26 protein-coding genes are annotated in these 25,845 nt (G+C 65.6%); 10 read left to right on the top strand and 16 right to left on the bottom strand.

Annotated features, from left to right (window positions below):
- Positions 1-14 precede the first annotated feature (14 nt).
- Both ACZ46K_RS11140 and ACZ46K_RS11135 read right to left on the bottom strand, forming a co-directional pair.
- A complete protein-coding gene (locus tag ACZ46K_RS11140) occupies positions 15-1,421 on the bottom strand; it encodes a DUF2252 domain-containing protein (protein ID WP_464748233.1) in 1,407 nt (468 codons plus the stop codon).
- A gap of 15 nt (positions 1,422-1,436) precedes the next feature.
- Positions 1,437-1,835 carry a DUF7144 family membrane protein gene (locus ACZ46K_RS11135; RefSeq protein WP_054806764.1) on the bottom strand — a complete coding sequence of 133 codons (399 nt, stop codon included), beginning with the start codon at positions 1,833-1,835 and terminating at the stop codon, positions 1,437-1,439.
- A gap of 145 nt (positions 1,836-1,980) precedes the next feature.
- Here ACZ46K_RS11135 and ACZ46K_RS11130 point away from each other — a divergent pair, with 145 nt between their 5' ends.
- Positions 1,981-3,297, top strand: coding sequence for a diacylglycerol/lipid kinase family protein (locus tag ACZ46K_RS11130; RefSeq protein WP_464748231.1), 1,317 nt, complete (start codon positions 1,981-1,983; stop codon positions 3,295-3,297).
- Between the two features lie 16 nt (positions 3,298-3,313).
- On the opposite strand, the gene ACZ46K_RS11125 is transcribed toward ACZ46K_RS11130, so the two are convergent.
- The 8 genes from ACZ46K_RS11125 to ACZ46K_RS11090 all read right to left on the bottom strand — a co-directional run bounded on the left by ACZ46K_RS11125 (position 3,314) and on the right by ACZ46K_RS11090 (position 10,660).
- The gene (locus ACZ46K_RS11125; protein WP_464748229.1) at positions 3,314-4,330 is read right to left on the bottom strand and encodes an LLM class flavin-dependent oxidoreductase; all 1,017 of its coding nucleotides are present in this window, start codon (positions 4,328-4,330) and stop codon (positions 3,314-3,316) included.
- On the bottom strand, positions 4,327-5,166 hold the full coding sequence (locus ACZ46K_RS11120) for an alpha/beta fold hydrolase (RefSeq protein ID WP_054806179.1): 840 nt from the start codon (positions 5,164-5,166) through the stop codon (positions 4,327-4,329). Before ACZ46K_RS11120 ends, ACZ46K_RS11125 begins: the two co-directional genes overlap by 4 nt.
- The gene (locus ACZ46K_RS11115; RefSeq protein WP_054806180.1) at positions 5,163-6,122 is read right to left on the bottom strand and encodes a DODA-type extradiol aromatic ring-opening family dioxygenase; all 960 of its coding nucleotides are present in this window, start codon (positions 6,120-6,122) and stop codon (positions 5,163-5,165) included. The genes ACZ46K_RS11120 and ACZ46K_RS11115 overlap by 4 nt, the downstream gene beginning before the upstream one ends.
- Positions 6,119-7,453 (bottom strand): M20/M25/M40 family metallo-hydrolase, encoded by a 1,335-nt coding sequence (locus ACZ46K_RS11110; RefSeq protein WP_054810107.1) that lies wholly within the window; start codon positions 7,451-7,453, stop codon positions 6,119-6,121. Before ACZ46K_RS11110 ends, ACZ46K_RS11115 begins: the two co-directional genes overlap by 4 nt.
- Entirely contained in the window at positions 7,450-7,587 is a 138-nt protein-coding gene (locus tag ACZ46K_RS11105) for a hypothetical protein (RefSeq protein ID WP_464748226.1), read from the bottom strand. The genes ACZ46K_RS11110 and ACZ46K_RS11105 overlap by 4 nt, the downstream gene beginning before the upstream one ends.
- Positions 7,588-7,592: 5 nt before the next feature.
- Positions 7,593-8,405 carry an alpha/beta fold hydrolase gene (locus ACZ46K_RS11100; protein ID WP_054810106.1) on the bottom strand — a complete coding sequence of 271 codons (813 nt, stop codon included), beginning with the start codon at positions 8,403-8,405 and terminating at the stop codon, positions 7,593-7,595.
- Between the two features lie 9 nt (positions 8,406-8,414).
- Positions 8,415-9,650 (bottom strand): Rieske 2Fe-2S domain-containing protein, encoded by a 1,236-nt coding sequence (locus ACZ46K_RS11095; protein WP_464748224.1) that lies wholly within the window; start codon positions 9,648-9,650, stop codon positions 8,415-8,417.
- A gap of 65 nt (positions 9,651-9,715) precedes the next feature.
- On the bottom strand, positions 9,716-10,660 hold the full coding sequence (locus tag ACZ46K_RS11090; protein ID WP_464748222.1) for a PDR/VanB family oxidoreductase: 945 nt from the start codon (positions 10,658-10,660) through the stop codon (positions 9,716-9,718).
- Between the two features lie 154 nt (positions 10,661-10,814).
- Between ACZ46K_RS11090 and ACZ46K_RS11085 the strand changes: the two genes are divergently transcribed.
- The 6 genes from ACZ46K_RS11085 (at position 10,815) to ACZ46K_RS11060 (ending at position 17,021) form a co-directional block, all read left to right on the top strand.
- Entirely contained in the window at positions 10,815-11,507 is a 693-nt protein-coding gene (locus ACZ46K_RS11085) for a TetR/AcrR family transcriptional regulator (RefSeq protein WP_054806181.1), read from the top strand.
- 353 nt (positions 11,508-11,860) lie between these two features.
- Complete coding sequence (locus ACZ46K_RS11080) at positions 11,861-13,198, top strand: MFS transporter (protein WP_054806182.1); 1,338 nt, start codon at positions 11,861-11,863, stop codon at positions 13,196-13,198.
- A gap of 3 nt (positions 13,199-13,201) precedes the next feature.
- Entirely contained in the window at positions 13,202-14,029 is an 828-nt protein-coding gene (locus ACZ46K_RS11075) for an alpha/beta fold hydrolase (RefSeq protein WP_464748220.1), read from the top strand.
- Between the two features lie 9 nt (positions 14,030-14,038).
- Positions 14,039-14,878: an alpha/beta fold hydrolase gene (locus tag ACZ46K_RS11070; protein WP_054810105.1), complete on the top strand. Its 840-nt coding sequence runs from the start codon at positions 14,039-14,041 to the stop codon at positions 14,876-14,878.
- On the top strand, positions 14,875-15,612 hold the full coding sequence (locus ACZ46K_RS11065; RefSeq protein WP_054806183.1) for a maleate cis-trans isomerase family protein: 738 nt from the start codon (positions 14,875-14,877) through the stop codon (positions 15,610-15,612). The genes ACZ46K_RS11070 and ACZ46K_RS11065 overlap by 4 nt, the downstream gene beginning before the upstream one ends.
- A gap of 125 nt (positions 15,613-15,737) precedes the next feature.
- Positions 15,738-17,021, top strand: a complete 1,284-nt coding sequence (locus ACZ46K_RS11060; protein ID WP_464748218.1) for a competence/damage-inducible protein A — start codon at positions 15,738-15,740, stop codon at positions 17,019-17,021.
- A 33-nt stretch (positions 17,022-17,054) separates the two neighbouring features.
- On the opposite strand, the gene ACZ46K_RS11055 is transcribed toward ACZ46K_RS11060, so the two are convergent.
- Both ACZ46K_RS11055 and ACZ46K_RS11050 read right to left on the bottom strand, forming a co-directional pair.
- Positions 17,055-17,843: an SDR family NAD(P)-dependent oxidoreductase gene (locus ACZ46K_RS11055; RefSeq protein WP_054806184.1), complete on the bottom strand. Its 789-nt coding sequence runs from the start codon at positions 17,841-17,843 to the stop codon at positions 17,055-17,057.
- Position 17,844: 1 nt separating this feature from the next.
- A complete protein-coding gene (locus ACZ46K_RS11050) occupies positions 17,845-18,699 on the bottom strand; it encodes a TauD/TfdA dioxygenase family protein (protein WP_464748216.1) in 855 nt (284 codons plus the stop codon).
- Positions 18,700-18,874: 175 nt separating this feature from the next.
- Here ACZ46K_RS11050 and ACZ46K_RS11045 point away from each other — a divergent pair, with 175 nt between their 5' ends.
- Genes ACZ46K_RS11045 through ACZ46K_RS11035 form a run of 3 tightly spaced genes read left to right on the top strand, consistent with a single transcriptional unit; the run spans position 18,875 to position 22,424 of the window.
- Positions 18,875-19,630, top strand: coding sequence for a maleate cis-trans isomerase family protein (locus ACZ46K_RS11045; protein WP_054806186.1), 756 nt, complete (start codon positions 18,875-18,877; stop codon positions 19,628-19,630).
- Positions 19,631-19,632: 2 nt separating this feature from the next.
- On the top strand, positions 19,633-21,618 hold the full coding sequence (locus ACZ46K_RS11040; RefSeq protein ID WP_464748214.1) for an oxidoreductase: 1,986 nt from the start codon (positions 19,633-19,635) through the stop codon (positions 21,616-21,618).
- A gap of 50 nt (positions 21,619-21,668) precedes the next feature.
- Positions 21,669-22,424 carry an SDR family NAD(P)-dependent oxidoreductase gene (locus ACZ46K_RS11035; protein ID WP_464748212.1) on the top strand — a complete coding sequence of 252 codons (756 nt, stop codon included), beginning with the start codon at positions 21,669-21,671 and terminating at the stop codon, positions 22,422-22,424.
- 14 nt (positions 22,425-22,438) lie between these two features.
- On the opposite strand, the gene ACZ46K_RS11030 is transcribed toward ACZ46K_RS11035, so the two are convergent.
- From ACZ46K_RS11030 to ACZ46K_RS11015, 4 genes are read right to left on the bottom strand one after another with little or no spacing between them, the layout of a single operon-like run.
- Positions 22,439-23,044: a response regulator gene (locus ACZ46K_RS11030; protein WP_054807104.1), complete on the bottom strand. Its 606-nt coding sequence runs from the start codon at positions 23,042-23,044 to the stop codon at positions 22,439-22,441.
- Positions 23,041-24,072, bottom strand: coding sequence for a sensor histidine kinase (locus ACZ46K_RS11025; RefSeq protein ID WP_464748209.1), 1,032 nt, complete (start codon positions 24,070-24,072; stop codon positions 23,041-23,043). Before ACZ46K_RS11025 ends, ACZ46K_RS11030 begins: the two co-directional genes overlap by 4 nt.
- Before the next feature lie 50 nt (positions 24,073-24,122).
- Complete coding sequence (locus ACZ46K_RS11020; RefSeq protein WP_464748207.1) at positions 24,123-24,884, bottom strand: ABC transporter permease; 762 nt, start codon at positions 24,882-24,884, stop codon at positions 24,123-24,125.
- Positions 24,881-25,807, bottom strand: coding sequence for an ABC transporter ATP-binding protein (locus ACZ46K_RS11015; protein WP_054810430.1), 927 nt, complete (start codon positions 25,805-25,807; stop codon positions 24,881-24,883). Before ACZ46K_RS11015 ends, ACZ46K_RS11020 begins: the two co-directional genes overlap by 4 nt.
- Between the last annotated feature and the right edge of the window lie 38 nt (positions 25,808-25,845).

Raw genomic sequence — 25,845 nt, 5'->3', positions numbered from 1 at the left:
GTACAACTCATCCGTCAGAGGCCGCGCCTGGCAGTGATCCTCCCCAGATCGATCGCATCGACGAGCAGCGCGTGATCCTTGACGTTGCGCTCAGCGTACGTCTTCGCGAAGGCCATCATCGATTCGTCGAATTCGGTGTCCTCCCCCAGATACGCAGCGATGGCGACGCGGTCGCCGCTGCGAGCATGCGCGTAGGCCAACGTCCGCCCACACAGCCGCCCGTACAGCGTCATTCCCGTCGGCGACATCACCTCGACTGCCGCAGATCCCTTGCCGTCGCGCAACTGCCGCAGGTAGAAGTCGCGTCGTATGCCGTCGACGCCGGGTCCCTGTTCCCAGCCGAGGAAGATGTCGCTCGTCGCCTGCATCAACCGTTGACCGTTGACGACCCGCTCCCCCTCGTTCTGGAACGTCGGCCCCTCGACGTATCCGGACAGCACCGACTTCTGGGCTTCCTTCGCCTGCAGGAACAGCGGGTCGCCGTCGCCGGCGCCGCGCAGCAGGAAGATGAAACATCTGGTGCCGACACTGCCGACACCGACCACCTTGCGTGCTGCCTGGACGAACTCGAACGCTTCGAGCAGGACGCGACGGTCCCACTGCAGCGTCGACCGGTATGAGCGCATGCGTTGATGCAACTCCTCGTACAGCGCCGCGGTGTCGCCGACGGCCAGTGCTTCCTCGATCGGGACGATCAGCGGCGGATTGTGGATGATCCTCCGCTCCCCGTTCACGACCTCGGTGAGCTTGCTCAACGCCTGCACGCTGTCGTGGGTCTTCGACTTCTCGATGATCTTGCGGGTGCGTTTCCTCATCGTCGCGTCGAGTTCGTTTCGCAGCTCGGTGAGCTCGGTCGTCGGCTCGATGTGCGAGTACCACACCGCGAGATTGCCGCGCTCCGCCTGGAGGAGCATCGTCTCCCGGTACTCTGCGGCGCACGCCCGCGTGATCCGTTTGATGTGCTTGCCGCGGTACCCGTTCTGCAGACCGGCGACAGCCAGGCTCGCCACCAGCCGCTTGACGTCCCACTCGAACGGGCCGGGGTAGGTCTCGTCGAAATCGTTGACGTCGAACGCCAGCTTGCGTTCCGGGGTCGCGAAGATCCCGAAATTGCTCAGATGCGCGTCGCCGCACAGTTGTGTGTGCAGACCCGAGTTCGGGGTGCGCGACAGGTCGTCGGCCATCACCAGGGCCGCGCCCCGATAGAAGGGGAAGGGCGCGGCCGACATCCGCCCGTATCGCACGGGCACGAGCTCCGGCACCCGCGACCCCGCCTGCTGTTCGAGCAACCCGATCGGGTCGCGCGCGGACGCCGTGTCGACTTCGGCGAGCGCCTCCAAGGGCGTCACCTTCAGAGCGGCGCGACCGCGCTCCGCTCGTTCTTCACGGGTCGGATGCGCAATCACACCGGAAGCGGACATCGGCACTCTCTTCTGTCAGACCCGATCGGGGTTCCACGTCACGATCGCCCAGATGACGACGACGTCGAGCGCGATGATCAGGATCGACCACCACGGGTAGTAGGGCAGCCACAGGAAGTTGGCGATGATCGACAGCGCGAGGATGCAGATCGCCGCGAACCGCGCCCAGGTGGCACCCGTGAACAGGACCAGGCCGGTCAACGTGACGAGGATGCCGAGGATCAGGTGGATCCATCCCCACGTGGTGAAGTCGAACTTGTAGATGTAGTCGATGCCGGTGACGAACACCTCGTCCTTGGCGATGGCCGAGATGCCCTGGAAGATCTGCAGGACACCGACGGTGACCAGAAGAATCGCTGCGCCCATTGCTGTTCCTTTGGCGACAGCCTGCTTCGTATCCGGATCTGGGGACATGACTGTTCCTGTCTCGAATATGGGTGGGACAGAATTCAGTGTGCGCCATTGTGGACCGTTCGATGGGAGAACGGCACAATTCCGACGTAACCCGGAATTCCGGTAACTACCGTGGGGATCACCAGCGTTCGAGAGGTGGACCGGCATGCCCGAAACTGTGATCGGCGAGGATGCGACACCCGGGCGGCGCTGGTGGGCGCGCGCCGCCTTCGCGTTCGCGTTCCTCACCGTCGTCGTCCCCCTGCTGTTCGCCGGGGTTCTGAGCACGATGGGGATTCTCCTCATCGGGATCGGCGGCGCGGTGGTGTGTGTGGCTGCCCTGTATTGGTTCCTCGCCGGCCGCGCCCCGCTGCGCTGGGTGGCGCTTGCCGTGGCAGTGCTGGCTCCCCTGACGGTGTTCGTGTTCTTCGTGCGGGCGAATCTGCTCGCGGTGGTGATCGCGTCGCTGATCCTCGCCGGGATCGCGACCGCCTGTGGTCGCGCGGCGTTGCGGCGCAGGAAATCTGCAGAGGTGATGCTGGAGATTCCCGCGACACCCCCCAGCCACCCCTTTCTCATCATGAATCCCCGATCCGGGGGCGGGAAGGTCACGAAGTTCGATCTGCAGCACAAAGCGGAGAAACTCGGCGCCGAAGTGATTCTGCTCGACGAAACGAACTTCGCCGACGTCGACGAACTCGCCCGCCGCGCGGTCATGGACGGTGCAGATCTGCTCGGCGTGGCCGGCGGGGACGGGACTCAGGCTCGTGTCGCTGCGATCGCAGCGGAAACCAGGGTGCCGTTCATGGTGATCAGCGCGGGGACACGCAATCACTTCGCGATGGATCTCGGGCTCGATCGCGACGATCCCGTGCGATGCCTCGATGCGCTCCGCGACGGGGTCGACGTCCGCGTCGATCTCGGACGGATCAACGGACGGGCATTCGTCAACAACGCGTCCTTCGGTGTGTACGCGGAAGTGGTGCGTAGCCCCGCCTACCGCGACGACAAGACCCGGACTGTACTGAAGATGCTTCCGGATCTGCTTGCCGGACAGTCCGGTCCGAATCTGGTCGCGCAGATCGGCGATGTCACCGTCCGCTCTCCGCAGGCGGTGCTGGTGAGCAACAACCGATACGGCGGAAGCGACCTCGCGGGTATGAATCGTCGGGATCGGCTCGACCGGGGCCTGCTCGGCGTCGTGACGGTGTCGGTCACCGGTACCGGTCAGGCTGTCTCACTGCTGCGACGGACACATGCGCGCGGTCTGACCCAGCACGAGGCGTCCGAGGTGACCGTCGACGCCGACGCCCCCGAGATCTCGGTGGGGGTGGACGGCGAATCTCTCCTGCTGACCACCCCGGTGCGGTGCACGATCGAGCCCGGCACGCTGCGGGTGCGGGTGCCTCGGGAGCGCCCGGGTATCCGGCCGACGGCGCCTCCTGTCGACTGGGTGCGGCTGAGTGCGTTGGCACGCTTCTGACGAGAACGCTCGGACGCTAGGAGAATTGATTCTCACGCACTCGAGGCAGTACCTGATCCGCGATGTCGGCCAGCAGTCGGTGAGGAAGGTCGTACGACCCCACATGCTGAAGAAACACCGCGTCGGCGCCCGCCTCACGCACGTGCGAGAGCCGCTCGACGATCTCCTCGGCCGCGCCGTAGAGACAGAACTCGCGAGCGAATGCAGTGATCGCATCATCGCTGATGTACGGATCGCACGCGCGCACCGCGGCATCCCAGTCTTCCGCGTGAACGAGATCGGGGTAGACATCGGGTAGATGGTCCGGGACATCCACGTGCACACCGGCGAGCGAGAGGAACGACTTGCCGCCGTTCTGGGCGATGCGCGCGCAGAACGGCTTCAGTTCACGCGCGTCGCGGGCCACGTCGTCCGTGACGCGGCAGAACGCCGACACCGTGGTCTGCACCCCTGTTCTGGCTGTAGCCGCCGCACCGTCCCGCACGCGGCCGATGGCCGCGGCGAGTGGGGCTGCCGAGACACCGGACAGGAGGATCGCTCCGTCCGCCACCTCCCCTGCCAGCCGGAGATTGCGCGGCCCGCTCGCCGCCAGATGGATCGGCACCGAGGCGGGGTCGCGGATCCGCGACCGTGTTCCGGCAAAGTCCACGTTCCGGCCGGCAAGAAGATCCCGCACCACCGCGATCCCCGCTCGCACCTCGGCGCCGGTGGATTGTCGCAGTCCCACCGGCCCCACAGCGCTGTCTCCCACTCCCACTCCGAGAACGAATCGTCCCGGTGCGATTTCCGTCACCGTGCGCGCCGACGACGCGACCACACTCGGGTGTCGCGTCGCGAAGTTCGTGACGGCGGTGCCGAGTGTGATCCGTGTGGTGGCCTCGGCAGCTGCTGCGGCAACAGCGAATACGTCGCGCCACAGCAACTGCGAGTCCGGAAACCATACTTCGTCGAAGCCGGCGCATTCGGCGTCGTGGGCGAGATCTGCGATCTGCCCCACCGGCGCGCACGGCGGGATCCGGAGTCCGATTCTCACAACAGGAACTTCAGCGCGAGTTCGTTGAACCGGCCGGAGTGCTCGTGCTGGGGCCAGTGACCGCATTCGGGGAAGATCTCGAGCGCAGATCCGGGGATCGACTCCTTCATCCGCTGCGCTTCCGGGACGTCGCCGAAGGGGTTCTCCGCACCCCACACGATCAGGGTCGGAGCGGTGATGCGGGCCATCTGCTCCGGGTTGAGCAGGTCTTCGACCCGGTTTTCCATCTTCTGCAGGCAGAGGAGGTGATCGATGCCGGCGACGAACTCCGGGCGGTGGTAGATCGTGTGGCGCACGTCGACCAGTTCGTCGGACACGTTGACCGGATCGTGCATGAGCAGTTCGAGGCGCTGGCGGGTGAGCGCGCGGTCGTCGCTCGACACGGCCGCCTTCGTGCTGGTCCGGATTCGGTTCATGACCTCCGGATTGGCGACGGTCCCGCCGGGTGCAACGAGAACCAGCCGAGAGACGCGGTCGGGGTGATCGGCCGCGAGCCGTCCCGCCACCCAGCCTCCGAGTGACTCCCCGATGAAGTGGGCCCGTTCGATGCCTCGACTGTCGAGGTAGTCGAGCACATGCTGTACGTAACGCGGAATCCTCAGGTCTCCACCGGGGTTCTCGGTGTAGCCGTGACCGAGCATGTCGAGCGCGTGTACCTCGAAGTGCGACGCGAAGGTCGGCACGTTGCGGACGAATGCTTCGAGATGGCCGCTGGTGCCGTGCAGCATCACTACGGCTTCGCCTTCTCCTGCGCGCAGCACTCGGGTGCGGGCGCCGTTCACCGGCGCGTAGGACATCTCGAATGGGGTTCCGCTCAGGTCGGTCCAGATGGTCATGCGGGTGTCTCCTCGTTCGTGGGGGTGGTCAGGCTGACGCCCATTCCGGTCAACCAGTTCGGGACGGCGCCGTAGGCCAGGGTCCGGGCCTTCGTCGGGCCGGAGGTGGCCAGCGCCGCGGACATTGCGATCCAGGCACGCAATTCGTGTGCTCCGTTGCCTCCTTCCTGTTCGATCTGTTCGTCGCTCTTCGCCAATAACGATGTGAGGTCGCCTTTTTCGAGCAGATCTAGAAACCATTCGTCGAACGTTTCGCTGATGTTCGATTCCGCCGCGCGGATGATCTGCCGACGGCGGACCTCGTACTCGGTCCAGGAGGTGCGTCCGTTGAGCCATGCCTGCACCAGGAACCGGTCGTCGTCGGTCAAGGCGGAAAACCATTTCGGCCAAGGCAGATGGTGCGAGAGGCCTCCCGAGGCGATCACCGCGACGCGTTTGGATTCGCCGTCTTCGGCGATGGCCTTGCCGATCGCTGCTCCCAGGTCGCGGCAGCGTCGCATCGAGGGGAGCGGTGGCGCGAACATGTTGATGACCACCGGCACGATCGGTATGTCGAGTGACGGTGCGAGATGCTGCAGGGAATGGGTGATCCCGTGGTCGACGGTCAGGCGCAGCGAGAATGCCGGGTCGAATCCGTCGTCCACGAGTCCGTCGACGATGCGACGTGCCAATGCGGTATCGACGGGAAGCGGACCGCCGGGTGTGCCTGCCTCGCCGGCACCGATGACCTCCGCCACACCGATCGTGAAGGCGGGCATCAGGTCCAGGAACATGCCGCGGAAGTGATTGGAGCCGATCACCACGATGGCGTCGGGGCGTGCCTCGGCGATCTCGTCGCGCGCCTGCGCCAGGCCTTCGACGAACCTGTTCGCTGCCGGAAGGTCGGCCACCTCGGACCAATGCGTGTTCATCAGGGTGCTGTGCGAGGCACCCACACCGAGAACGAGATTGCTCACGTGATGCTCCGTTCTCGGGTGCACAGCGTGATTGCGGTGTGCACGATTGTCTGTGTCAGTCGCACCGCGTCACGGATGTCGACGACGTTCATCCCGGACGGGAAATCGAGTCCCAGCGGCGCGTCGGGCCCGATCCGATCCATACCGATGCGCGCGGTCGGGAGGCCACGCCCGCGCAGGATGTTGGCGTCGGTGGCGCCACTGTTGGCGATGATCGCCTCGTGCGGGCGTCCGGTTGCTTCTTCCCACGCGGCCACCGCCGCTGCGACGACCGGAGCATCCTGCGGGGTTTCCGTTCCGGGAATGGAAAGGATCATGTCCCAGTCCAATTCGATGTCGGGGTGGGCAGTGGTGATCGCAGCGATCGCCTGGGCGAATTCACGTCGCACCTCCGCGGGGGTGGATCGGGGGCTGGTACGCAGGTCGATCGTGAACCTGGTCATCGCGGGGGCAACCGCCGCCATCCGCGGCCAGCCACCCTCGACGGACGCGACGATGCCCTGGGGTGCGACGAGACCGTCGGTGTGTCGAGCAGCGTATTCGGGAAACCAGCGCTCCAGCTCTGTGATCACCGTGGCTGCGGCCGCGATCGAGTTGCGGTAGGGCATCCGGTGCCTGCTACCGACGTAGGTGTAGGTGCCGCGCACCCGAACTTCGAACCAGCACAACCCGACTTCTTCCCACGCGACCGCCCAGCCGGGTTTGGCGATGAGTGCGTGGTCGGCCCAGACTCCTTGCTCGAGCATGAAGGAGCACCCCACTCCCTGACCGGTGTTGCGGCGGGTCAGGTCGCGAACAAGCCGACCGTTGGTGGGCATTCCGCCGGCGCCCAGGCCGACGAGCAGATCACCACGCAACGGGATTCCGGCTTTGGCGATCGCTTCCGCTGCCGCGACGACTGCTGCGGCGTGCCCTTTCGGGTTGCTTGCGCCGAGACCGAGCACATGATCGCCGTGGACCTCTGCACGAGCACGCATGTCTGCCCGCAGTTCCGGCCCGATCCATGGCACGTCTTCGTCGGGATCGCCGACGGTCAGTGTGTCGATGGGTGCGTAGAGCAGGAGATCTTCGCCGCTTCCGTCACCGCGCAACCGTCCGATCGCGTTGGCCTGACGGTCGTCGATCTCCTGGTATCGGGCGTCGATGCCGGCGTCGTCGAGGGTCGTGGTCAGCCATCGGGCGAGTTCGGCTTCTTCGCCGGTGGGGCTGGGGATGTCCACCATCCCGACGACGAGTTCGATGATCCGTCCGGGCTCGATCAATCTACACGCATCGTCGAACCAGGCGCTTTGCTCCTGTGTCGAGGTGGAGGACATGCTCTGGCTGGTCATCGCGCTCCCGGGGCGACCGTGCGCACGGTCGTGCCACGACCGAGCCGGGCCGGCAGTCGGGTGCGCCGCGCTGCGATGAGTGCAGCTCCGGTCGTCAGTGCCGTGAGGGAAATCAGAGTGAGCGTGCGGGACACGGGAATCAGCTCCTGTCGGTGAAGAAGGCTTCGGCGAGCGCGGCGACGATGTCGGGGCGCTCGGACTGGGGATGGTGCGAGGTACGGCCGATGACGACGAGATCGCCTCGGGGCAGTGCGTCCGCGAGCGCGGCCGCGTAGTCGGGAGCAGCGAATGGGTCGTGGCGTCCCCACATCACGAGGGTCGGAGCCGTCACTGTGTGCAGGTGTGAGCCGAGGTCTTCGGCGGACACGGTCGCACTGGCGGTGGCGGGCCCGGTCGCCGTGACGGCGGCACGATGTCGCATCCGTATCAACGAATCGGGAACCGCATCCCTTTCGTACCACTCCAATTCGCTCATCATGGTTCTCATCTTGGAGAGCTCCGGGCCGGAGCCTCCGTAGTACGCGGTGCGTGCCCGGGCACCGAGGCCGGGGTCGCGGGTCAGACTGTTACGGCCGGCCGGTGCCGCCGTGGGTTGGCTCCCGATCGCCACGATCCTGCGGAACACATTCGGCCTCTCTGCCGCAAGCCGGAGAGCCACTGTTCCGCCCCATGATTGAGCGAGTACGTCGAGGTTCCTGATTCCGATACCGGCGAGCAGCGAGTCGAGGGCGGGTACGGCCGCCTCCAGCCGAGATACGTCCGGGTCGGTGCCGGGCGCGGATGCACCGTAACCGGGGAGATCGACCCACAGCCAATGACGTTTCGGATGTCTCGCCATCACCGCTGCGAAATCCGATGCCGAATGACAGCCGGGTCCGCCGCCGTGCAGGACCAGGGTGACGGGGCCGCCTGCGGTACCTGCCCAACCGTGGGCCAATTCGGTGGTCACCATGATGCCCGGTCAGTGACCGATGCGTCGTTCCGTCGGTTGCACCACCGGCGCAACCTTTTCGACGTGCCGGCGCCACGCGGTGATCGACAGATCCGGACGGTAGAGGCGCTCCGGCGGGGCATCCGTAACGTTGACCATCCACGCGTCCTGGCGGGTGAACTGACCGTGGAACAACCACCGGAACGCGGCGAGGTATTTCGCCTTGAAGGCGAGTCCGGTGAGGCCCTTCTCGAAACGCACCATCAGCTGCACGTAGCGAACGTGATCCGCATCGACCGGGACGTACCATTCGTAGTGGATGAACTTCGGGTATGCCACCCGCAGGAGTCCGGGCATCCGCACCGACACGAATCCGGGGATGTCCATCGCGGCGATCACCGGATTCGCGTCACCGTTCTTGCCGGGGTGATCGGGTAGCGGGACACGCTTCCACCAGCGCTTGTTGGTGAAGGTACCGACACCGGGAAACTCCGCCTCCCAGTGCAGCTCGTCCTGTACGCGAACGAGCCATCCGTCCTTCTCGACGATGCGCGTCTTGTTCCACGTCGGCATCACCTTGAACAGACGCCACAGCGCTGTGTTGTGGAGGTACTTCGCGTGCCCTTCGTCGAAACCGTTCTCGGTGGCGAAGCGCCAGTTTCCCTTTCGAACCTCGGTGCGACCACCCAGGACGAACGAATTCTCGGTGAGCTCGGCGGGAATGTCTCGTTCGACGGGCGGCGCCGGGTTTTCCGGGGTCACTTCTCCGATGTAGACCCACAGCATGCCCAGCCGCTCTTCGACGGGATATGTCGCGACCGACAGCTTGCCGCAGATGGGGCTGTCCGGTCCGTCGGTGATGACAGCCTTGAGCTTTCCGTCGTCCGTGCCGAAGGTCCAGCCGTGGTAGGCGCAACTGATCGTGCCGGGAAACTCCCGTCGACCGTGCGAGAGCGGCACGCCGCGGTGCGGGCATCGATCGTGCAGCCCGCGGACCACGTCGCCGTCACGGACGAGGACGATGCGTTCGCCGGCCAAGGTGATGGGCACGGGATCGTCGCCGACCTGATGCGCCCAGATGGTGGGATACCAGTAGTTGCGAAAGCCGTGCGCGGCCGAATTGTAGGTGGGCCACGAGGTCCAATCGGCTCCCTCCTGCACCGGAGGTCCCGGCTCCACGGGTGTTGTGCCGGTGGGCGTCGCAGTGCGTGACCGTGCCGGTCGCCGGGGCGCGGCGTCGGGGGTCGGAGTGGTCGGTGCGCTCACAATTCCTCCAAGGATCGGTTCAACGCAAAGGGCTGTGCGCTGGTGAAAGTGCTGTGGGGATCGCGTTACAGGTCGAGAACGAGTTCTGCGCTCCGAGATCGCGACACACACGGATAGACGATGTCGGTGCGGTCGGGGTCTGCCAGTGCGTCGCGATGTAGTGGCAGACCCGCGAGTACGCGGGTCTCGCAACTACCGCACACCCCGTCTCGACACGCGTTGGGCAGGTCGATGCCGGCGGCGCCCAGGACGTCGAGGGCCGACGATTCGGCCGGTACGGTGAATCGTTGACCGGAACTGGCGAGCACCAATTCGAAGGCGCGCAGGTCGTCTTCGTCGTCTCGTGGGCGAGCCGAGAAGCGTTCGACGTGGAGTGCTCCGGCCGGCCATGTCTCGCAGTGATTCTCGACAGCGGATATCAGTGCCTCTGGACCGCAACAGTATACGACTGTGTTGTCGGAGGGGGTCGCCAGTTCGGAATCCAGGTCCAGGTGGCCGCACTCGTCGAACGGTCGCACGTCCACGCGGCGTCCGTATTCGGCCAGCTCCGCGAGATACGCCATCGATCGGCGCGATCGACCACCGTAGAGCAGCCGCCAGTCCTTGTTCTGCGCATGCAGTTCGCGAATCATGGGCAGGAGCGGCGTGATTCCGACACCGCCCGCGATCATCAGGTAACGGTCGGCGCCGGCCAGCGGAAAGTTGTTGCGGGGGCCGCCGATTTCGACGAGTTCGCCAGGTCGCAACTGCGCGTGCACGTAGCTCGAGCCCCCGGAGGACTCCGGTTCCCGCAGCACCGCGATCCGGTAGCTGTGGCGATCGCTCGGGTCGCCGACCAGCGAGTATTGCCGAATATGTTCGGGTAATCCGAGGTCGATGTGTGCGCCGGGCTTCCAACCCGGCAAGGCGCGCTTTTCCGGATCTGCAAGCTCGACACTGAGCACACAATCCGATTCCCGACGAAGCGCGATGACCTCGAGTTCCAAAACGCCGGTGTCACCGTCGTTCATGTCCACCTCCAAAGGTTCGTACTTAGTACGGTACTAAGAACTCGGTCACTCGACAAGTATTGACTTCCCAGCAGCGAACTGCTGTGATGCACGGCCGCTCATCCGCGTGGACAATGTCCGATACGCTGTACCACGCAATCAGACGAGGAGAGCCATGCCCCGGCCACAGAACCGGTCGCCGCGCCGCGACACGCCGCTCACTACCGAGCGGATCATCGAAGCCGCCCTCCGCTTGTCCGATACCGATGCAGACCTCGACCGCCTGACGGTGCGACGTCTCGCCACCGAACTGGGCGTGGGCACCATGACGCTCTACAGCTATTTCCGCAGCAAGGAAGACATTCTCGACGGCATGGCCGACCACGTGCTCGGCCGGATGAAACTGCCCGACGAACCCGACGCCGGCCCCGCCGACGCCCTCCGCACCGTCGGCTACGCCTTCCTGACGATGATGCGTGAGCATCCGAGCGTCGTCCGACTGTTCTCCAGTCGCGTCACAGACAGCCCCACAGCACTTCGCGGCGCAATGGAGGCGGTGCTGCAACGACTGATCGACTCGGGAATCCCCGGGCCCGCCGCCGTCCGCTGCTACGGATTCTTGATCACCTACGCGATCGGTTTCGCCGCGTACCAGGCACCGCGCCAGTGGGGCCGGCTCAGCGGCGAGGACGGAACCGAAGCGCGCCGGCAGCGCAGTCACTTCTACGCAGGGCTGCGGATCGACGAATTCCCGCAGGTCGTCGCGTACGCAGACGAAGTCGCGGAGCTTCCGTACGATTCACAATTCGACGCCGGGCTGAACGCATATATCGAAGCAACGGTGCAGTCACTCGCCGACCACGCCTGACCGCTCGAGATCTGCTCCTGCACACCACGGCTCACTCGAGCGCGCGTACCGCAGGAAATGTCCGATTTCTGTGAACATCGTGTCACTCCGGGTTATCCGGCGGTTAAATTTACCGCACCTCTTGACACCGCACGCAGCACCGTACAGAGTACCAATCAACGTACGGCCCGAGTCGATACCGTGCGCGACACCGCCAGCCCACACGAATGACGCGCATCTCGACTCATTCAGAGATGTATCAGGCTTATCCGCAACGGATTTCGGATCCGCCCAGGAGGCTTTGATGGGACCGAGCCTTCTGATCCCCACAACACGCTCGGCCGCGTATACGGCCCGTCACCCGAAGGACACCCATGTCCCACTCGCCCCAGCCCACCGTCGACCCATCCACCGCCGTACGACGAAGGAAAGCCGTCTTCGCGAGTTGGATCGGTACGACGATCGAGTACTACGACTTCTCAGGCTACGGCCTGGCTGCGTCGTTGATCTTCCCGATCCTCTTCTTCCCGACTTCCAACCCGGCGGTGGCCACCCTGCTGTCGCTGTCGACATTCGCGGTCGGCTATATCGCCCGACCCGTCGGTGCTGCCGTGTTCGGACACTATGGCGACCGCATCGGTCGCAAGAACGCGCTCGTCGTCACGCTCGTCCTGATGGGTGCATCGACCTTCGCCATCGGCCTTCTGCCCACCTATTCACAGATCGGCTTCATCGCCCCGGCCCTACTGGTCTTTGCTCGACTACTCCAGGGCTTCTCCGTCGGCGGCGAATACGGTGGTGCCGTCCTCATGACCGTCGAGCATTCCGGTGAACGCAAGGGCTTGTTCGGATCATTGGTGAATACTGGCGCCACTGCCGGACTCATCCTTGCGAACATCGTCTTCCTCGTCGTCTTCCAACTCCCCGACGACCACCTCTACACGTGGGGCTGGCGAATTCCGTTCCTGCTCAGCGGTATCCTCGTCGTCATCGGCTTGGTGGCTCGCGTCGCACTCGAGGAAACTCCGGATTTCGAGAAGGCCAAGCAGCACAGCGAAATTCAGGAACGACCCCTCGTCGACGTCTTCCGCAACCACGCCTCGACCGTGCTACTGCTCGCACTCGGCATCATCGCGGCGGGCACTGCATTCACGATGACGACGGTCTACTCCCTGAGCTATGGCACCGCCGTCCTCGGACTCAGCAGCAGCACCATGCTCGGAGTGCTCCTTCCTGCCACCGTGGCCATCCTGATAGGCCTGCCACTGTTCGGATCACTCGCTGATCGGATCGGCGTGCGGAAGGTCTTCCTCGGTGGCGCAGCCGCTCTGATCGTCGTGCCCTTCCTCTGGTTCCCTCTCATGGAAACGCGCCAGTACGTTCCGATGCTTGCAGGATTCGTCCTCGTCTTCTTGGGTTACTCCGCAAACTATGCAGTGGTACCCGCCTATTTCTCTCAGGTCTTCCCGCCCTCGGTCCGATTCACCGGCATGTCCATCGGGCTCACGATCGGCCTCATCGCGGGCAACGCGATAGCACCGTCCGTCTCCTCGCTGCTTCAGGAGATGACCGGGGGCTGGGTCGGTATCGCCATCTACATGGCGATCGCTGCGATGATCTCGTTCGTTGCGGCACTGTTCCTCAAACTTCCCCAGACCGCCGGCAGCATCGACGACCCCGTGGCCGCACCCGTGGCCGTGGAAACGAAGTGACAGATGACCACCACAATTCGGCCTCGTCACGGGTTCGCCGACACCCGGTACGGACAGGTGCACTACGTCGAACACGGACACGGTCGCCCGGTACTGCTTCTCCATCAGACCCCGCGATCGTGGGACGAGTACCGTGACGTGATTCCCGTCCTCGGAAAATCGTTCCACGTAATCGCCATGGACACCCTGGGTTTCGGATCATCTGCACGACCTCCGACGCCGTGGTCCGTCGAGATGTTCGCAGAGAGCGCCGTCGACCTGTGTGATGCACTGGACCTCGACAGCGTATCCATCGTGGGCCACCACACCGGGGCAGTGGTCGCGGTCGAGGTCGCCGCAGCCCATCCCGAACGCGTCGAGGCCCTGGTGCTGTCCGGGATGCCGTTCGTCGACGCCACGCGGCGGCGCATCGTCGCCGACCGGGCACCGATCGACCACGTCGAACCGAAGACCGACGGCTCACATCTGCAGCAGTTGTGGAACAACCGCGCTCCGTACTACCCGGCGGACCGACCGGATCTACTCGACCGACTGGTTCACGACGCCACCGGCGTGCTCGACAGTGTCGAGGAAGGTCACCTTGCGGTGAATCGCTATCTCATGGAGGAGCGAATCGGCCGCATCACCGCACGAACTCTGGTGTTGTGCGGTGAGCTCGACACGTTCTCGCTGCCCGACCAATCCGTGATCGCGGAGTCCATCTCCGGGGCACGGGCCGACATCCTCCCGGCAACGGGCGTACCCGCAGTCGATCACGAACCCGAACAGTTCGCTGCAGCAGTCGGTGACTTCCTCACCGGCCCGGTGTCACCGGCAGCAACCTCGTCATAGGAGACAGAGATGGACATTCGAAGCCGGTCATTGCCGTTGGACGGCACCACGCTGTCGTACCACGTGAGCCGACCCGCAGCGGAAGGAATCCCCACAGTGTTTCTGCATCCGTGGTTCGGGTGCTGGCAATTCTGGATCTCGACGATGGACGGACTCACAGACCGCCCCTGCTTCGCCGTCGACTTCTATTCCCCGGCCGGCGGTGATTGGTCGTCCGTCGACGGCCCGTCCGGTCTTGCCGACGCTGTCCTGCACATGCTCGATTCGGAAGGACTCGACCAGGTGGACCTGGTAGGCAACTCCGTCGGCGGCATCGTCGCTCAGATCATCGCATCGACAGCTCCCGACCGGGTCCGCCGGCTCGTTCTCGTCGGAACCGGAGCGAACACTGCCGGTGCGCTTCCGGCCTTCGCCGAAACAGTCGACCGGTGGACCGTCGGCGCCAGCGCCGACGGGGGTCCCTCACGCGAGGCGATCGCCGACACCGTGGGCATGCTGTTCACCTGCAGGCCGGAGCCCGACGTCTGGGAAACATACGTCCAGGCCGTGTCGGACACCGATCCCGCCTACATGGGCTCCGTACTCAGCGCCGCAAGGCGCCTCGATCTCACCCCGGATCTTCCCTCCATCACCGCCGAGACCCTGATCCTTCGAGGTACCGAGGACTGTGCCCGCACTGCAGCGCACGCTGCAGCGCTGGCCGAGGGAATCCCGGTTGCCCACGCCGTGGAGATGGACGGTGCCGGGCACTCCCCCATGGTCGACCACCCGGACGAGTTCCTTCGCCTGGTCACCGATCATCTCGACAAGGAGTACGCGGTCCCCTACGCAGACGGCAACGGCCGATGAGTCTCGGGTTCGGTCACCTCGCCCGGATCGGCCACCTGTATCCCTCCGGTGGGCTCTGCGACTACGAAATACAACAGATGTCGCCCGACGGCGTGCAGTTCGTCACCACTCGCCTCCCGTTCCCGTCCACGGGCATCGAGGAGGATCTGCTCCTCGTCGAGAACCTGGAGACTCACGCGCGGTTGCTCGCCGATGCGGAAGTCGACATCATCGCGATCAACTGCACCGCAGCCACACTTCTCTCAGGACCGGATCTACTCAATCGGCGGGTGCACGCCGCCACCGGAATCGAGTCGGTCACCACCATCGAGGCAGTGATGGCGGCACTCGCCGCGACGGGGATCCACCGTCCGGCACTGCTGACTCCCTATCCGGACGAGGTCGTCGGCGCCGAAGTCGAGTACCTGCGCACACACGGCATCGATGTCGTGACAAGCCTCGGCATACCACGCTCGACACCCGTGGAGCAGGCACGAATAGAACCCCAGCAGTGGCAGGATCTCGCCGATACCGTGGATCACACGGCCGTCGACGGGGTGCTCTTCAGCTGCGCGGGCATTCGGATCTCCGACAGGATCGACTCCATCGAACGTCGCCTCGGGCTCCCGGTCGTCGCAAGCAACCAGGCACTGTTGTGGCACCTGCTCACGAGACTGGGCGTGCCCGCGCGTCCTGACGGATTCGGTTCGCTGTTCTCCCTTTCACCTCCGACACCCCTCCTCATGAGGTCCTGACACAGGTCGGACACCCCATGTCGTTCGGTGTCGAGCTGCATCGGGGTTTCGGATGGGTATGGTACGACCGGTCGGTCGCTTCGCCATGGCGACCGATGGGGACGCATCCGACTACGCTCGACGCCGTGAGCGTACGTGCAGGAATCATCGTGACCGGAACCGAGATACTCACCGGGAGGATCGCCGACCAGAACGGACCATGGCTGTCCACTCAACTCCTGGCACTCGGCGTCGACGTCGCCCACATCACGATCTGCGGCGACCGGCCCGCCGACCTGACCGCGCAACTGCGCTTCCTCACCGATCAGGGCGTCGACCTCATCATCACCAGCGGTGGTCTCGGCCCCACCGCCGACGACCTCACTGTCGCCACCACCGCCGAGTTCTGTCATCGCGAGCTCCTGCTCGACCGTGAACTCGAAGAACACATCGCGGGAATCATCCGCCGCTACCGCCCCCGCACCCCGGACCTCGATGCAGGACCCACCCGTATCGGGATCCGCAAGCAGGCACAGGTTCCCACCGGCGCCACCGTCCTACCGCCGACCGGTACAGCGCCGGGCGTGGTAATCCCCGCGGTGGCCGGCGACCGGCAGGTCCCGACCCTCGTCATCCTCCCCGGACCGCCCGGTGAGCTGCAGGCAATGTGGCCGAGTGCAGTCACCTCACCTGCAGTCGCCGAGGTACTGTCCCGAGCCGACGACCTGCAGCAGGAAACCGTGCGCGCCTACGGATTGCACGAGGCACAACTCGCCGAGACACTACGCCGGGCCGACGCAGAGATCGCCGAGCTCGACCGACTCGAGATCACCACATGTCTTCGACGCGGTGAACTCGACATGGTCACCCGATTCGCCGCCGGCGACGCGGACGTCTATCGCCGTCTTCTCGACATCCTCACCGAACACCACGGACACCGGATCTTCTCCACCGACGGGTCCACCATCGACGACCAGCTGATCGACGTCCTCGACGGCCGGCTGATCGCGACCGCGGAGTCGTGCACCGGCGGGCTCATCGCTGCGCGTCTCACCGCCCGCCCCGGATCGTCGGCCTATGTCACCGGTGGCGTCGTCTCGTACTCCAACGACGCGAAGTCCGATCTGCTCGACGTACCGGCCGAGATGATCACTGCGCACGGTGCGGTGAGCGAACAGGTCGCCGCAGCGATGGCCGAGGGCGCCCGACGCCGTCTCGAGGCTGACGTCGCGGTCTCCACTACCGGCATCGCCGGTCCCGGTGGTGGCACCGACGCCAAGCCGGTGGGCACCGTCTGCTTCGGCGTCGCGATCGACGGACGGCCGACGTACACGCTCACCCGCCGCTTCCCCGGGGACCGCGAGCAGGTTCGAACCCTCACCACCACAGCCGCACTGCATCTGGTTGTCGCACAACTCCAACGAGGTTGAGCGTGCACTGAGCGCCCCCAGAAGAAGAGCAGTTCAGGCCGTGTGCCGGCCCGGTTTCTCGGCGCCCATGCCGGAGAAGCCGACAGAGTAGCCGCCGTCGGCCGGCATCAGGACGCCGGTGATGTACGACGAGGCGTCGCTCGCGAAGAACAATGCGGCCGACGCGATCTCGTCGGGCACACCCCATCGGTCCATCGGGATACCGGGCACCCGGTTGACACCCGGGGGCGGCGTCGGATGGTCTTTCGACAGGGCCACGAGACCGGTCCACACGGTTCCGGGGCACACGGCGTTGACCCGGATGTTCCCGTCCGCGTAGTCGAGCGCGGCGGTCTTGGTCAGCTGGTTGACGCCCGCCTTCGCCGCCCCGTACACGCCGTGGTGTTTGAACCCGACCATCGCGGTCATCGACGAGATGTTGACGATGGAACCGCCGTCGGTGTTCAGCATCGAGCGGATCCCGTATTTCATGCACAGGAACACCCCGCGCAGGTTCACGTCGTGGACCTGATCCCAATCGTCGAGCGACTGCTCGTGCAACGGCTTCATCGGCCCACCGAACCCGGCGTTGTTCACCAGCACATCAACCCGCCCGAACACGTCTTCCGTGGTCGTGATCATGCGTTTCACGTCGGGTTCGCTGCTGATGTCGGCCTTGATTCCGATGGCGTTGTCGCCGATCTCGTCGGCGACGTCGACTGCGCGTCCGGTGACGCTCACGCACACCACGTTCGCCCCCTCCGCGGCGAACCTGTGCGCGATGGCCTTGCCGATCCCGGAGCCCGCACCGGTGACCACGGCGACCTTGCCGTCGAGTTGCATCTCAGGCCCCTACCGTCGCCTGGCGCAGACTCGTGATGGGCTCGTCGCCGGCCAAGGTGGTGCGATGCATACGGCGTGCTTCGGTGCGGTCGAACGGGCAGGCGCGGTGCAGCAGTCCGAGGTTGTCCCAGATGACGAGGTCGCCCACCTGCCAGTCGTGCCGCAGCACGCGGTCAGGGCTGGTGGCGCGACTCATCAGGTCGTCGAGCAGTGCGCGACCCTCATCGAAATCCATGCCCACGACGTGAGAGGCGCTGTGCCCGAGCACCAACGACCGCCGGCCCGAGCGGTGCTCCCAGACCAGCGGGTGTTCGCGCTGCGGCCAGGTCGCCCAGTCCTCGAGCTGTTCCGGCGTCGGGTCCGGGTAGCTGCGGCGCTGGATCGCCTCGAATGTGTGCAGCACCCGTAGCTCCGCGAGGCTCTCCTTCTCATCGTGCGAGAGGGCGTCGTATGCGGCGTAGGTGCTCGCGAATTCGGTTTCTCCTCCGTCGCTCGCGAGGACGCGGGCACTCAGGGTGACGGCCTTCGCGGGTGTGTCGTCCATCGACCCGTCGAAATGCCAGTGATCGTTGCTCGGGAAGTAGTTCACGTTGGGGTTCGACGGGTCGAAACTGATCTCCATGACGTTCGGGTTCTCGTACTTGGGGAACTGCACCACCTCCCCGAGTCTGCGGCAGAACTCGACCTGCAGGTCGTCGTCGATGGGTAGCCCGCGAAGGAGCAGCACACCGTACTGTTCGAGAGCTTCCAGGCACTCGTGTGGCAGGTCGTCGTCGTGGAGGAGCCGGTGAACGTCGACATCGACGAGTTCGGCACCCACAGTGTCGGTCAATCGGCGCGCGGTCAGCGTGGCCATCGGGGAACTCACCTTCCATTGCACAGCTCAGATACCAGCATCGCGAAGGGAACTTCATGCAATATAAGGGTTTTCATCCATACATGCAATCCTTGCGAGGATAGACGTCGGGGTGTATGCAGGAATGGGCGGCGTTTGCGGCAAACGTCCATTCGACGACACACGGGAGATCGGCATGACCGACGCACTGGGCTTCAGACTCAAACTCGGGGTGGTCACGCCGTCGGTGAACACCATCGTCCAACCCGAATACGACGACATGCGACCCCGCGGCGTCACCAACCACATCGGCCGCATCCACATCCCCGACCGCGTCACCTCCGACGACGACGACTTCGAGGAACTCGTCCGCGACATCGACCGCGGGGTCGACGACGCCGTGGAACGCGTCCTGACCTGCAAACCCGACTGCATCGTCCTCGGCGTCTCGATCGAATCGGTCTACGGCGACCCGAAGGCCGGCGAAGCGATCCAACAGCGACTCCGCGACAAGTTCGGCCACGACCTGCGGCTCATCCACGCCGGTGAAGCGATACCCACTGCGTTGCGCGCCGTGGGGGTCGACGACGGGCCCATCGCACTGCTCACCCCCTATCAACCGGTATCCGAGGGCCACCTGAAGACCTTCGTCGAGACCTGCGGCTACCGGCTGCACGACGCCATCCACCTGCGCGCTCCCAGCGCGGTGGGGATCGCGCACATCTCGCAGGAGACCGTCGAACGCGGTTTCGCCGACCTCGCCGCGACCCGGCCCCGCGCACTCGTCCAGTTCGGCGCCAACATGTGCGCCGGCCGCATCGCTGCCGACGCCGAGCAGCGACTCGGCCTCCCGGTGATCGCAGTGAACACCGCGACCTACTGGCATGCATTGCGCAGCAACGGGATCACCGATCGTGTCGAGGGATACGGACAGTTACTGGAGCAGCACTGACCATGCACGCCTACCCCACCCTGTTCTCGCCGATCGCGCTGGGGCCGCGCACGGCCCGCAACCGCATCTGGATGACGGCCCACGCCACCGAGTTCTCCACCGACGGCACGTTCGCCGACGCGAGCGCCGACTACTACGCGGCGCGCGCCCGCGGTGGTGTCGGTGTGATCACCATGGAAGCGATGGCGGTGCACCCGACCACCCAGCCGCGGCGCGGGGTCATCCACGCCTACGACGAGGCCGTCGTCGACAGCTACCGGAAGGTCGCCGACGCGGTCCACCCGCACGGAACACTGCTGCTGGCCCAACTGTGGCATCGAGGACGCCAGACCGACGGCGTCATCTCGCGCCTGCCGACCTGGGCCCCGAGCGCGATACCCGACACCGTCTACCGCGAGATCCCGCACGAGATGAACCGCCGCGAGATCGACGAACTGGTGGAGCATTATGCACGGGCCGCGGAGTATGCGATCGAGGGCGGTGTCGACGGGATCGAGGTGCACGGCCTCGCCCACGGTTACCTGCTGGGCCAATTCCTGTCGCCGGCAACCAATCACCGGACCGACGAGTACGGAGGTTCCTTCGAGAACCGGATTCGGATCGTACGACGGATCGTAGAGCAGGTCCGTCGCAAAGTTCCGGCGGACCGGATCCTCGGAATCCGGCTGAACAGCAACGACGGTGACATGTCGGGTGGTCTCACCAACGCCGACTGGGTCCGGATCGCACAAGTCATCGATGGCGACGGCATCGACTACATCTCGACCAGCCAGGGCACGTATCTGGATCGGATGCAGATCTACGGAACGTCGACTGCGCGCCCCGCCGGATACGAACTCGCCGACACCGCCGCGATCACCCGGGCAGTCTCGGTGCCGGTGACGGCCGTCGGGCGCATCACCACTCCCGAGATGGCCGAGGATGTTCTCGCCACCGGCAAAGCGCAGTTCGTCGGTATGGCGCGTCAGCTCATCGCCGACCCGATGTGGACGGAGAAGGCCCAGCGGGGCGAACCGGATTCGATTCGTCCGTGCATCGGATCGAACTGGTGCGTCGCGTCGTTCGCGCGCGGTCCGCTCTCGTGCATCCACAATCCGAAGGTGGGTCGCGAGAAGGAGTTCGACGGCGACGACGCCCGGCCGAGGCCACGCCGTACCGTCGCCGTCGTGGGCGGCGGCCCCGCAGGATTGCGCGCCGCCTTGACTGCCCACGAATTGGGCCATGCGGTCACACTTTTCGAGCAGGATTCCACGCTGGGCGGTCAGGTGCGATGGATCGCCGCAGCCGAGCCGTATCGCGAGTGGTCGGGTGTCACCGACTGGCTCGCCACACAACTCGCCGAGACCGGCGTCAAGGTCGAACTCGGTCACCGCGTCACGGCGGACGAGCTCGCGGACAGGTTCGAGGCCGCGGTGATCGCAACCGGCTCGACACCGTTGCGACACGGGTGGACCGCGCGGCACCCAGATCTGTGGGCCGGTGGTTCTCTGCCCGGCTCCGATCAGTGGAATGTGTACACGCCGGCGGAGGTGCTGAGCGGTCGCGCCGAACTCCCCCACCGCATCCTCCTCGTCGACGACACCGGCGACCGGCAGGCCTTCATCACCGCCGAGTATCTGCTCGAACGACGCCACCCCGTGCACATCGTGTCGCAGTATCCGCAGCTCGGGCACGCTTTCGCCGATGCCCACGACCTCCCGTTCGCGTTCGGCCGGTTGCGTCGCGCCGGGGTCACGTTCACACCGCATGTGGAGGTCGCGGAGATCGACGGCGACACCGTCACCCTCACCGACGTGTTCACCTCCGAGCCCTCGACACTGACGGACGTCGACGCGGTCGTGCTGATTCTCGGCAACGCCGCCGACGATCGGTTGGCCCGCGACCTCGAGGGCAGCGACATCGACGTTCATCTCGTCGGAGACGCACACGCACCGCGGCGGATCTTCAACGCGATCTGGGAGGGAGAGAACGCCGCCCGCCGACTCTGACCGTCCTGCTACACCGATGAATTCCCACGAAACCTACCGAAGGTTGGAACATGACCGCATCACAGAAACCCCGCACAGCCATCGTCACCGGCGGAGGATCCGGTATCGGCCTCGCCATCGGGCGTCGACTCGCCGCCGAAGGCCATGCGGTGGCCTTCTTCGACCGCGACGGTGACAGCGCGAAAGCTGCTGCAGCGCAGATCGAAGCAGAGGGCGGAACCGCCATCGGGGTGCCGGTCGACGTGACCGACCGCGCCGCCATCGACGCCGGCGTCGACGAAGTGAAGACCCGGCTGGGCGTCCCGCAGATCCTCGTCAACAGCGCGGGTGTCACCATCGCCGGACCGGCCCTCGAGGTCACCCGCGAGGTGTGGGACACGGTGCACGCCGTCAACCTCACGGGTACCTTCGACTGCTGCCAGGCCGTGCTGCCGCACATGATCGACTCCGGGTGGGGCCGGATCGTGAACATCTCGTCATCGAGCGCACACAGCGGAGTAGCGGGAATGTCGGCGTACGTGTCGTCGAAGTCGGCGGTGATCGGTCTGACGAAGTCGCTCGCGCTCGAATTCTCGAAGCACGGCATCACCGTCAACACGATCCCCCCGGGATTCATCGACACTCCGATGATGCGCGACCACGCAGGTCAGGGCCTGATCTCGGTGGAAGACCAGATCGCGCGCACGCCGGTGGGTCGTGTCGGGACGGCGGAAGACATCGCGGCCACCACCGCGTTCCTCGTCAGCGACGGCGCGAGCTACATCACCGGCCAGATCATCGGTGTCAACGGTGGCCGCAACACGTAGCGGAGTGATCCGGCTCAGATCCACCCGTTCTGCTGGGCGCGCCGTGCCGCTTCCACCCTCGTCGTCGTGCCCGTCTTCCCGATCGCCGACGACAGGTAGTTGCGCACCGTCCCCTGCGACAGGTGCACTACGCTCGCGATCGCGGCGACGGGCACCCCGTCCAACGCCGCGCGCAGCACATCGCGTTCGCGGTCGGTGAGGGGATTGTTGCCTCCGGCAATGGACTCGGCGGCCAGGGCCGGATCCACGACACGTTCGCCTCGCCGAACTCGCCTCACCGCTTCGGCGAGTTCGGTGGCGGGCGTGTCCTTGACGACGAACCCCGACGCACCCGCTTCGAGCGCGGAGCGCAGATAGCCGGGGCGACCGAAGGTGGTGACGATCAGCGACCGCACGTCGGGGAGTTCGCGAGCGAGTTTCCCGGCGACGGCGATGCCGTCGAGTCCCGGCATTTCGATGTCGAGCAGGCACACCTCGGCGTTGCTCGAGCGTGCCGCGTCGAGAACTTCGTCGCCTCTGCCCACTTCGGCGACGACGTCGATGTCGCCCTCGAGGCCGAGCAACGCCGCCAACGCACCGCGGACGAGTGCCTGGTCATCGGCCAGCAACACACGAATCATCCGAATACCACTTTCAGTTCTGTGCCCGTGCCGTCGGTTGCGGCTCCGACAGCGAATTTCCCGCCGGCCGAACGAACCCGGTCGCGGATGCCTCTCAGGCCGTTGCCGTCGCGGCTGCCGTCGATGCCCACGCCGTCGTCGACGACGCTCAACGATTCTCCGCCGAGGGCGATCACACAGGTGCGGGAGTTGCTGTGCCGGACCACGTTGGTGACTGCTTCCCGCAGCACCCAGCCGAGTACGAGACGGTATCGGGGGTCGACGACCGACGCGTCGCCGCGCAGTTCGACGTGGATCCCGGCGTCGTCGAGTGCGGTTCGGGCACGATCGAGTTCGTCGGCGAGACGCGCGACACGCAGCCCGGTGACGGTGGCCCGTACTTCGCCGAGTGCTTCGCGTGTGAGCGCGCGGATCGCGGCGAGTTCGGCTTTGGCACGTTCCGGGTCGAGATCGATGAGGCGTTCGGCGAGTTCGGCCTTCACGGTGACTGCGGTGAGGCTGTGTCCGAGGACGTCGTGCACGTCGCGGGCGACGCGGTCGCGTTCGTCGGCGATCACGAGTTCGTTGCGCAGCGCGGTGTACTCGTCGTCACGGTCGCCGACGGCGCGGATCACCGCGGTGATCGCACCCACCAGCACGACGATCAGCGTGTAGAAGAAGTCGTCGCGGAAGGTGCCGTTGAGCCACGGCACCAGCAGGCAGACGCCGGCGGTCACGACCAGGACGGCCATCCTGGGCACCAGCGTCAGCGAGAACATCGCGAACGACACCACGAATGCGCCCATGCCCAGTGCGCCCGTCCCGATGTGCAGGCTCACTGCGCAGATCAGGAGCACCAGTAGCGGAAGGTGGATGGCGGCGACACGCTTCGGGGAGCCCTGCCCTGCGTAGAGGGCACGGAATCCGTGGATGTAGACGAGCGCGAACGCGGCGACGCCCGCGGTGCCGAGTGTCTTGCCGAGGGCCGACCCTGTGGTCAGTACCTCCGCCAGCGGGTAGATCAGAAAGAGGAGCCAGACGGTTGCCATGAACCATCCGAATCTGGCCCACGGGTCCTCGTCGGTCCGTCCACCCACTGTCACTGCCGACCCCGTCCTCGCTTCACCAGGTATGTCGAGAGCATCACGAAGATCACTGCCCACACCGACAAGTTAAGCATCGGTACCCACAGCGGCTCGGCAGGTAGGGGGTTGCCGCTGCTGTCGATCAGGACGCCCTCGGTCAGCGGGTACCGGGCGAGTGCCACGTAGCCGTAGAGCGGGGTGAACTTCGCGATGGCGAGCATCGTGCCCGACAGTGGGATGAAGATGTTGCCCAGGAATGCGAGGACCACCAAGCTGCCGCTCGCGGCGCCCACGGCCGCTTCCGATCGGAATGCCAGGCCGAACATCAGTCCGTAGACGGAGAACACGGCCGCACCGACGAGCACTGCGATCGAACTGAGAATCCACGCGCTCCACTCGCCCGAGGCACCGGTGAACACGCCGAGGATGAAGATCAGTGCGATGGGGATCGCGGCGAACACCAGCGCGACGGTCGCTTTCATCGCGACGAACCCGGCGTCTGTCAGCGGCGTCAGACCGAGTTGCCGCCCCCACCCCTGCATGCGCTCGACCGCAGCCATTCCGCCGATGCCGGTGGTCGCGGTGACGGCGCCGTACGCAGCCATCGAAATCATGATGTACATGGCGACGTTGCCGTGGCCGGCCGATTCGGATGCGTACGACTGCGATGCACCGAAGATCAGATAGAAGAACGCGGGCAGGATCGCGATGAAGAAGACGCTGATGTAATCGCGGAACTTGCGGCGCAATTCGAGGCGGATGAATGTGGTGGTCATGCCGGAACCTTCTCGGTGAGTGTGAGGAATGCGGTTTCGAGTGATCCGCCCGTGATTTCGAGGTTGGTGGCACCCAGATCGACCAGAAGTGTGCGGGCCACGTCGTCGGAATCGGTTGCGCGGATCTCGATTCGATTGCCCATCATGGAGATGTCGGCGACACCCGGGTGCGACGCCAGCGCCGCACGCACATGGTCTTCGCGTCCGTGCGCGATGTCCGCGGACACCATCCTTCCCGTGGCGAGCGCACGGATCTCGGAGGTGGGGCCGTCGGCGACGAGGCGTCCCCCGGCGACCATGACGATACGGTCGGCGAACGAGTCGGCTTCTTCGAGGTAATGGGTGGCGAAGACTACGGTGCGTCCGGCGTCGGCTTCGGCGTGCATGGTCGCCCAGAAGTCGCGGCGGGCGCCGACGTCCATCCCGGCGGTCGGTTCGTCGAGGACGATCAGGTCGGGGTCGGGCAGCAGGGCGAGAGCGAAGCGCAGCCGCTGCTGTTCACCACCGGAACATTTCGACACCATCCGGCCCGCGATCGTGGTGACCCCGGCCCGTTCGATGACCTCGTCGACGTCGCGGTGCGTCGGGAACGTCGACGCGATCATCTCCACCGTCTCGCGGACGGTGAGGTCGCGCAGCAACCCGCCGGTCTGGAGCACAGCGGACACCTGGCCTGCGGCGATGGCATGGCGTGGTGGTTTCCCGAACACTGTCACCACCCCCTCGGTGGGTTCGGTGAAGCCCAGCACCATGTCGAGGGTGGTGGTCTTCCCTGCACCGTTGGGGCCGAGTAGCGCGACGACTTCGCCGCGCTGCACGGTCAGGTCGAGGTGGTCGACGGCGTGCACTTCGTCGCCGCCTCGAGGCCGGAAACTCTTGACGACGTCACGCAGCTCGATGGCTGCGGCATCTGTGTTCTTCATGGTCAGAAGTCTGCTGGGGATCGCGGCGCGCCGCGATC

Source organism: Rhodococcus sp. JCM 9793 (genome assembly GCF_055380405.1).
This window is presented reverse-complemented; position numbering and strand designations above follow the sequence as displayed.

Bases quoted from the DNA above. Each gene is read 5' to 3' on its own strand.
- ACZ46K_RS11140 (WP_464748233.1), bottom strand. From the start codon at position 1,421: ATGTCCGCTTCCGGTGTGATTGCGCATCCGACCCGTGAAGAACGAGCG.
- ACZ46K_RS11135 (WP_054806764.1), bottom strand. From the start codon at position 1,835: ATGTCCCCAGATCCGGATACGAAGCAGGCTGTCGCCAAAGGAACAGCA.
- ACZ46K_RS11130 (WP_464748231.1), top strand. From the start codon at position 1,981: ATGCCCGAAACTGTGATCGGCGAGGATGCGACACCCGGGCGGCGCTGG.
- ACZ46K_RS11120 (WP_054806179.1), bottom strand. From the start codon at position 5,166: ATGACCATCTGGACCGACCTGAGCGGAACCCCATTCGAGATGTCCTAC.
- ACZ46K_RS11110 (WP_054810107.1), bottom strand. From the start codon at position 7,453: ATGACCAGCCAGAGCATGTCCTCCACCTCGACACAGGAGCAAAGCGCC.
- ACZ46K_RS11100 (WP_054810106.1), bottom strand. From the start codon at position 8,405: ATGGTGACCACCGAATTGGCCCACGGTTGGGCAGGTACCGCAGGCGGC.
- ACZ46K_RS11090 (WP_464748222.1), bottom strand. From the start codon at position 10,660: ATGAACGACGGTGACACCGGCGTTTTGGAACTCGAGGTCATCGCGCTT.
- ACZ46K_RS11085 (WP_054806181.1), top strand. From the start codon at position 10,815: ATGCCCCGGCCACAGAACCGGTCGCCGCGCCGCGACACGCCGCTCACT.
- ACZ46K_RS11080 (WP_054806182.1), top strand. From the start codon at position 11,861: ATGTCCCACTCGCCCCAGCCCACCGTCGACCCATCCACCGCCGTACGA.
- ACZ46K_RS11075 (WP_464748220.1), top strand. From the start codon at position 13,202: ATGACCACCACAATTCGGCCTCGTCACGGGTTCGCCGACACCCGGTAC.
- ACZ46K_RS11070 (WP_054810105.1), top strand. From the start codon at position 14,039: ATGGACATTCGAAGCCGGTCATTGCCGTTGGACGGCACCACGCTGTCG.
- ACZ46K_RS11065 (WP_054806183.1), top strand. From the start codon at position 14,875: ATGAGTCTCGGGTTCGGTCACCTCGCCCGGATCGGCCACCTGTATCCC.
- ACZ46K_RS11055 (WP_054806184.1), bottom strand. From the start codon at position 17,843: ATGCAACTCGACGGCAAGGTCGCCGTGGTCACCGGTGCGGGCTCCGGG.
- ACZ46K_RS11050 (WP_464748216.1), bottom strand. From the start codon at position 18,699: ATGGCCACGCTGACCGCGCGCCGATTGACCGACACTGTGGGTGCCGAA.
- ACZ46K_RS11045 (WP_054806186.1), top strand. From the start codon at position 18,875: ATGACCGACGCACTGGGCTTCAGACTCAAACTCGGGGTGGTCACGCCG.
- ACZ46K_RS11040 (WP_464748214.1), top strand. From the start codon at position 19,633: ATGCACGCCTACCCCACCCTGTTCTCGCCGATCGCGCTGGGGCCGCGC.
- ACZ46K_RS11035 (WP_464748212.1), top strand. From the start codon at position 21,669: ATGACCGCATCACAGAAACCCCGCACAGCCATCGTCACCGGCGGAGGA.
- ACZ46K_RS11030 (WP_054807104.1), bottom strand. From the start codon at position 23,044: ATGATTCGTGTGTTGCTGGCCGATGACCAGGCACTCGTCCGCGGTGCG.
- ACZ46K_RS11025 (WP_464748209.1), bottom strand. From the start codon at position 24,072: ATGGCAACCGTCTGGCTCCTCTTTCTGATCTACCCGCTGGCGGAGGTA.
- ACZ46K_RS11020 (WP_464748207.1), bottom strand. From the start codon at position 24,884: ATGACCACCACATTCATCCGCCTCGAATTGCGCCGCAAGTTCCGCGAT.
- ACZ46K_RS11015 (WP_054810430.1), bottom strand. From the start codon at position 25,807: ATGAAGAACACAGATGCCGCAGCCATCGAGCTGCGTGACGTCGTCAAG.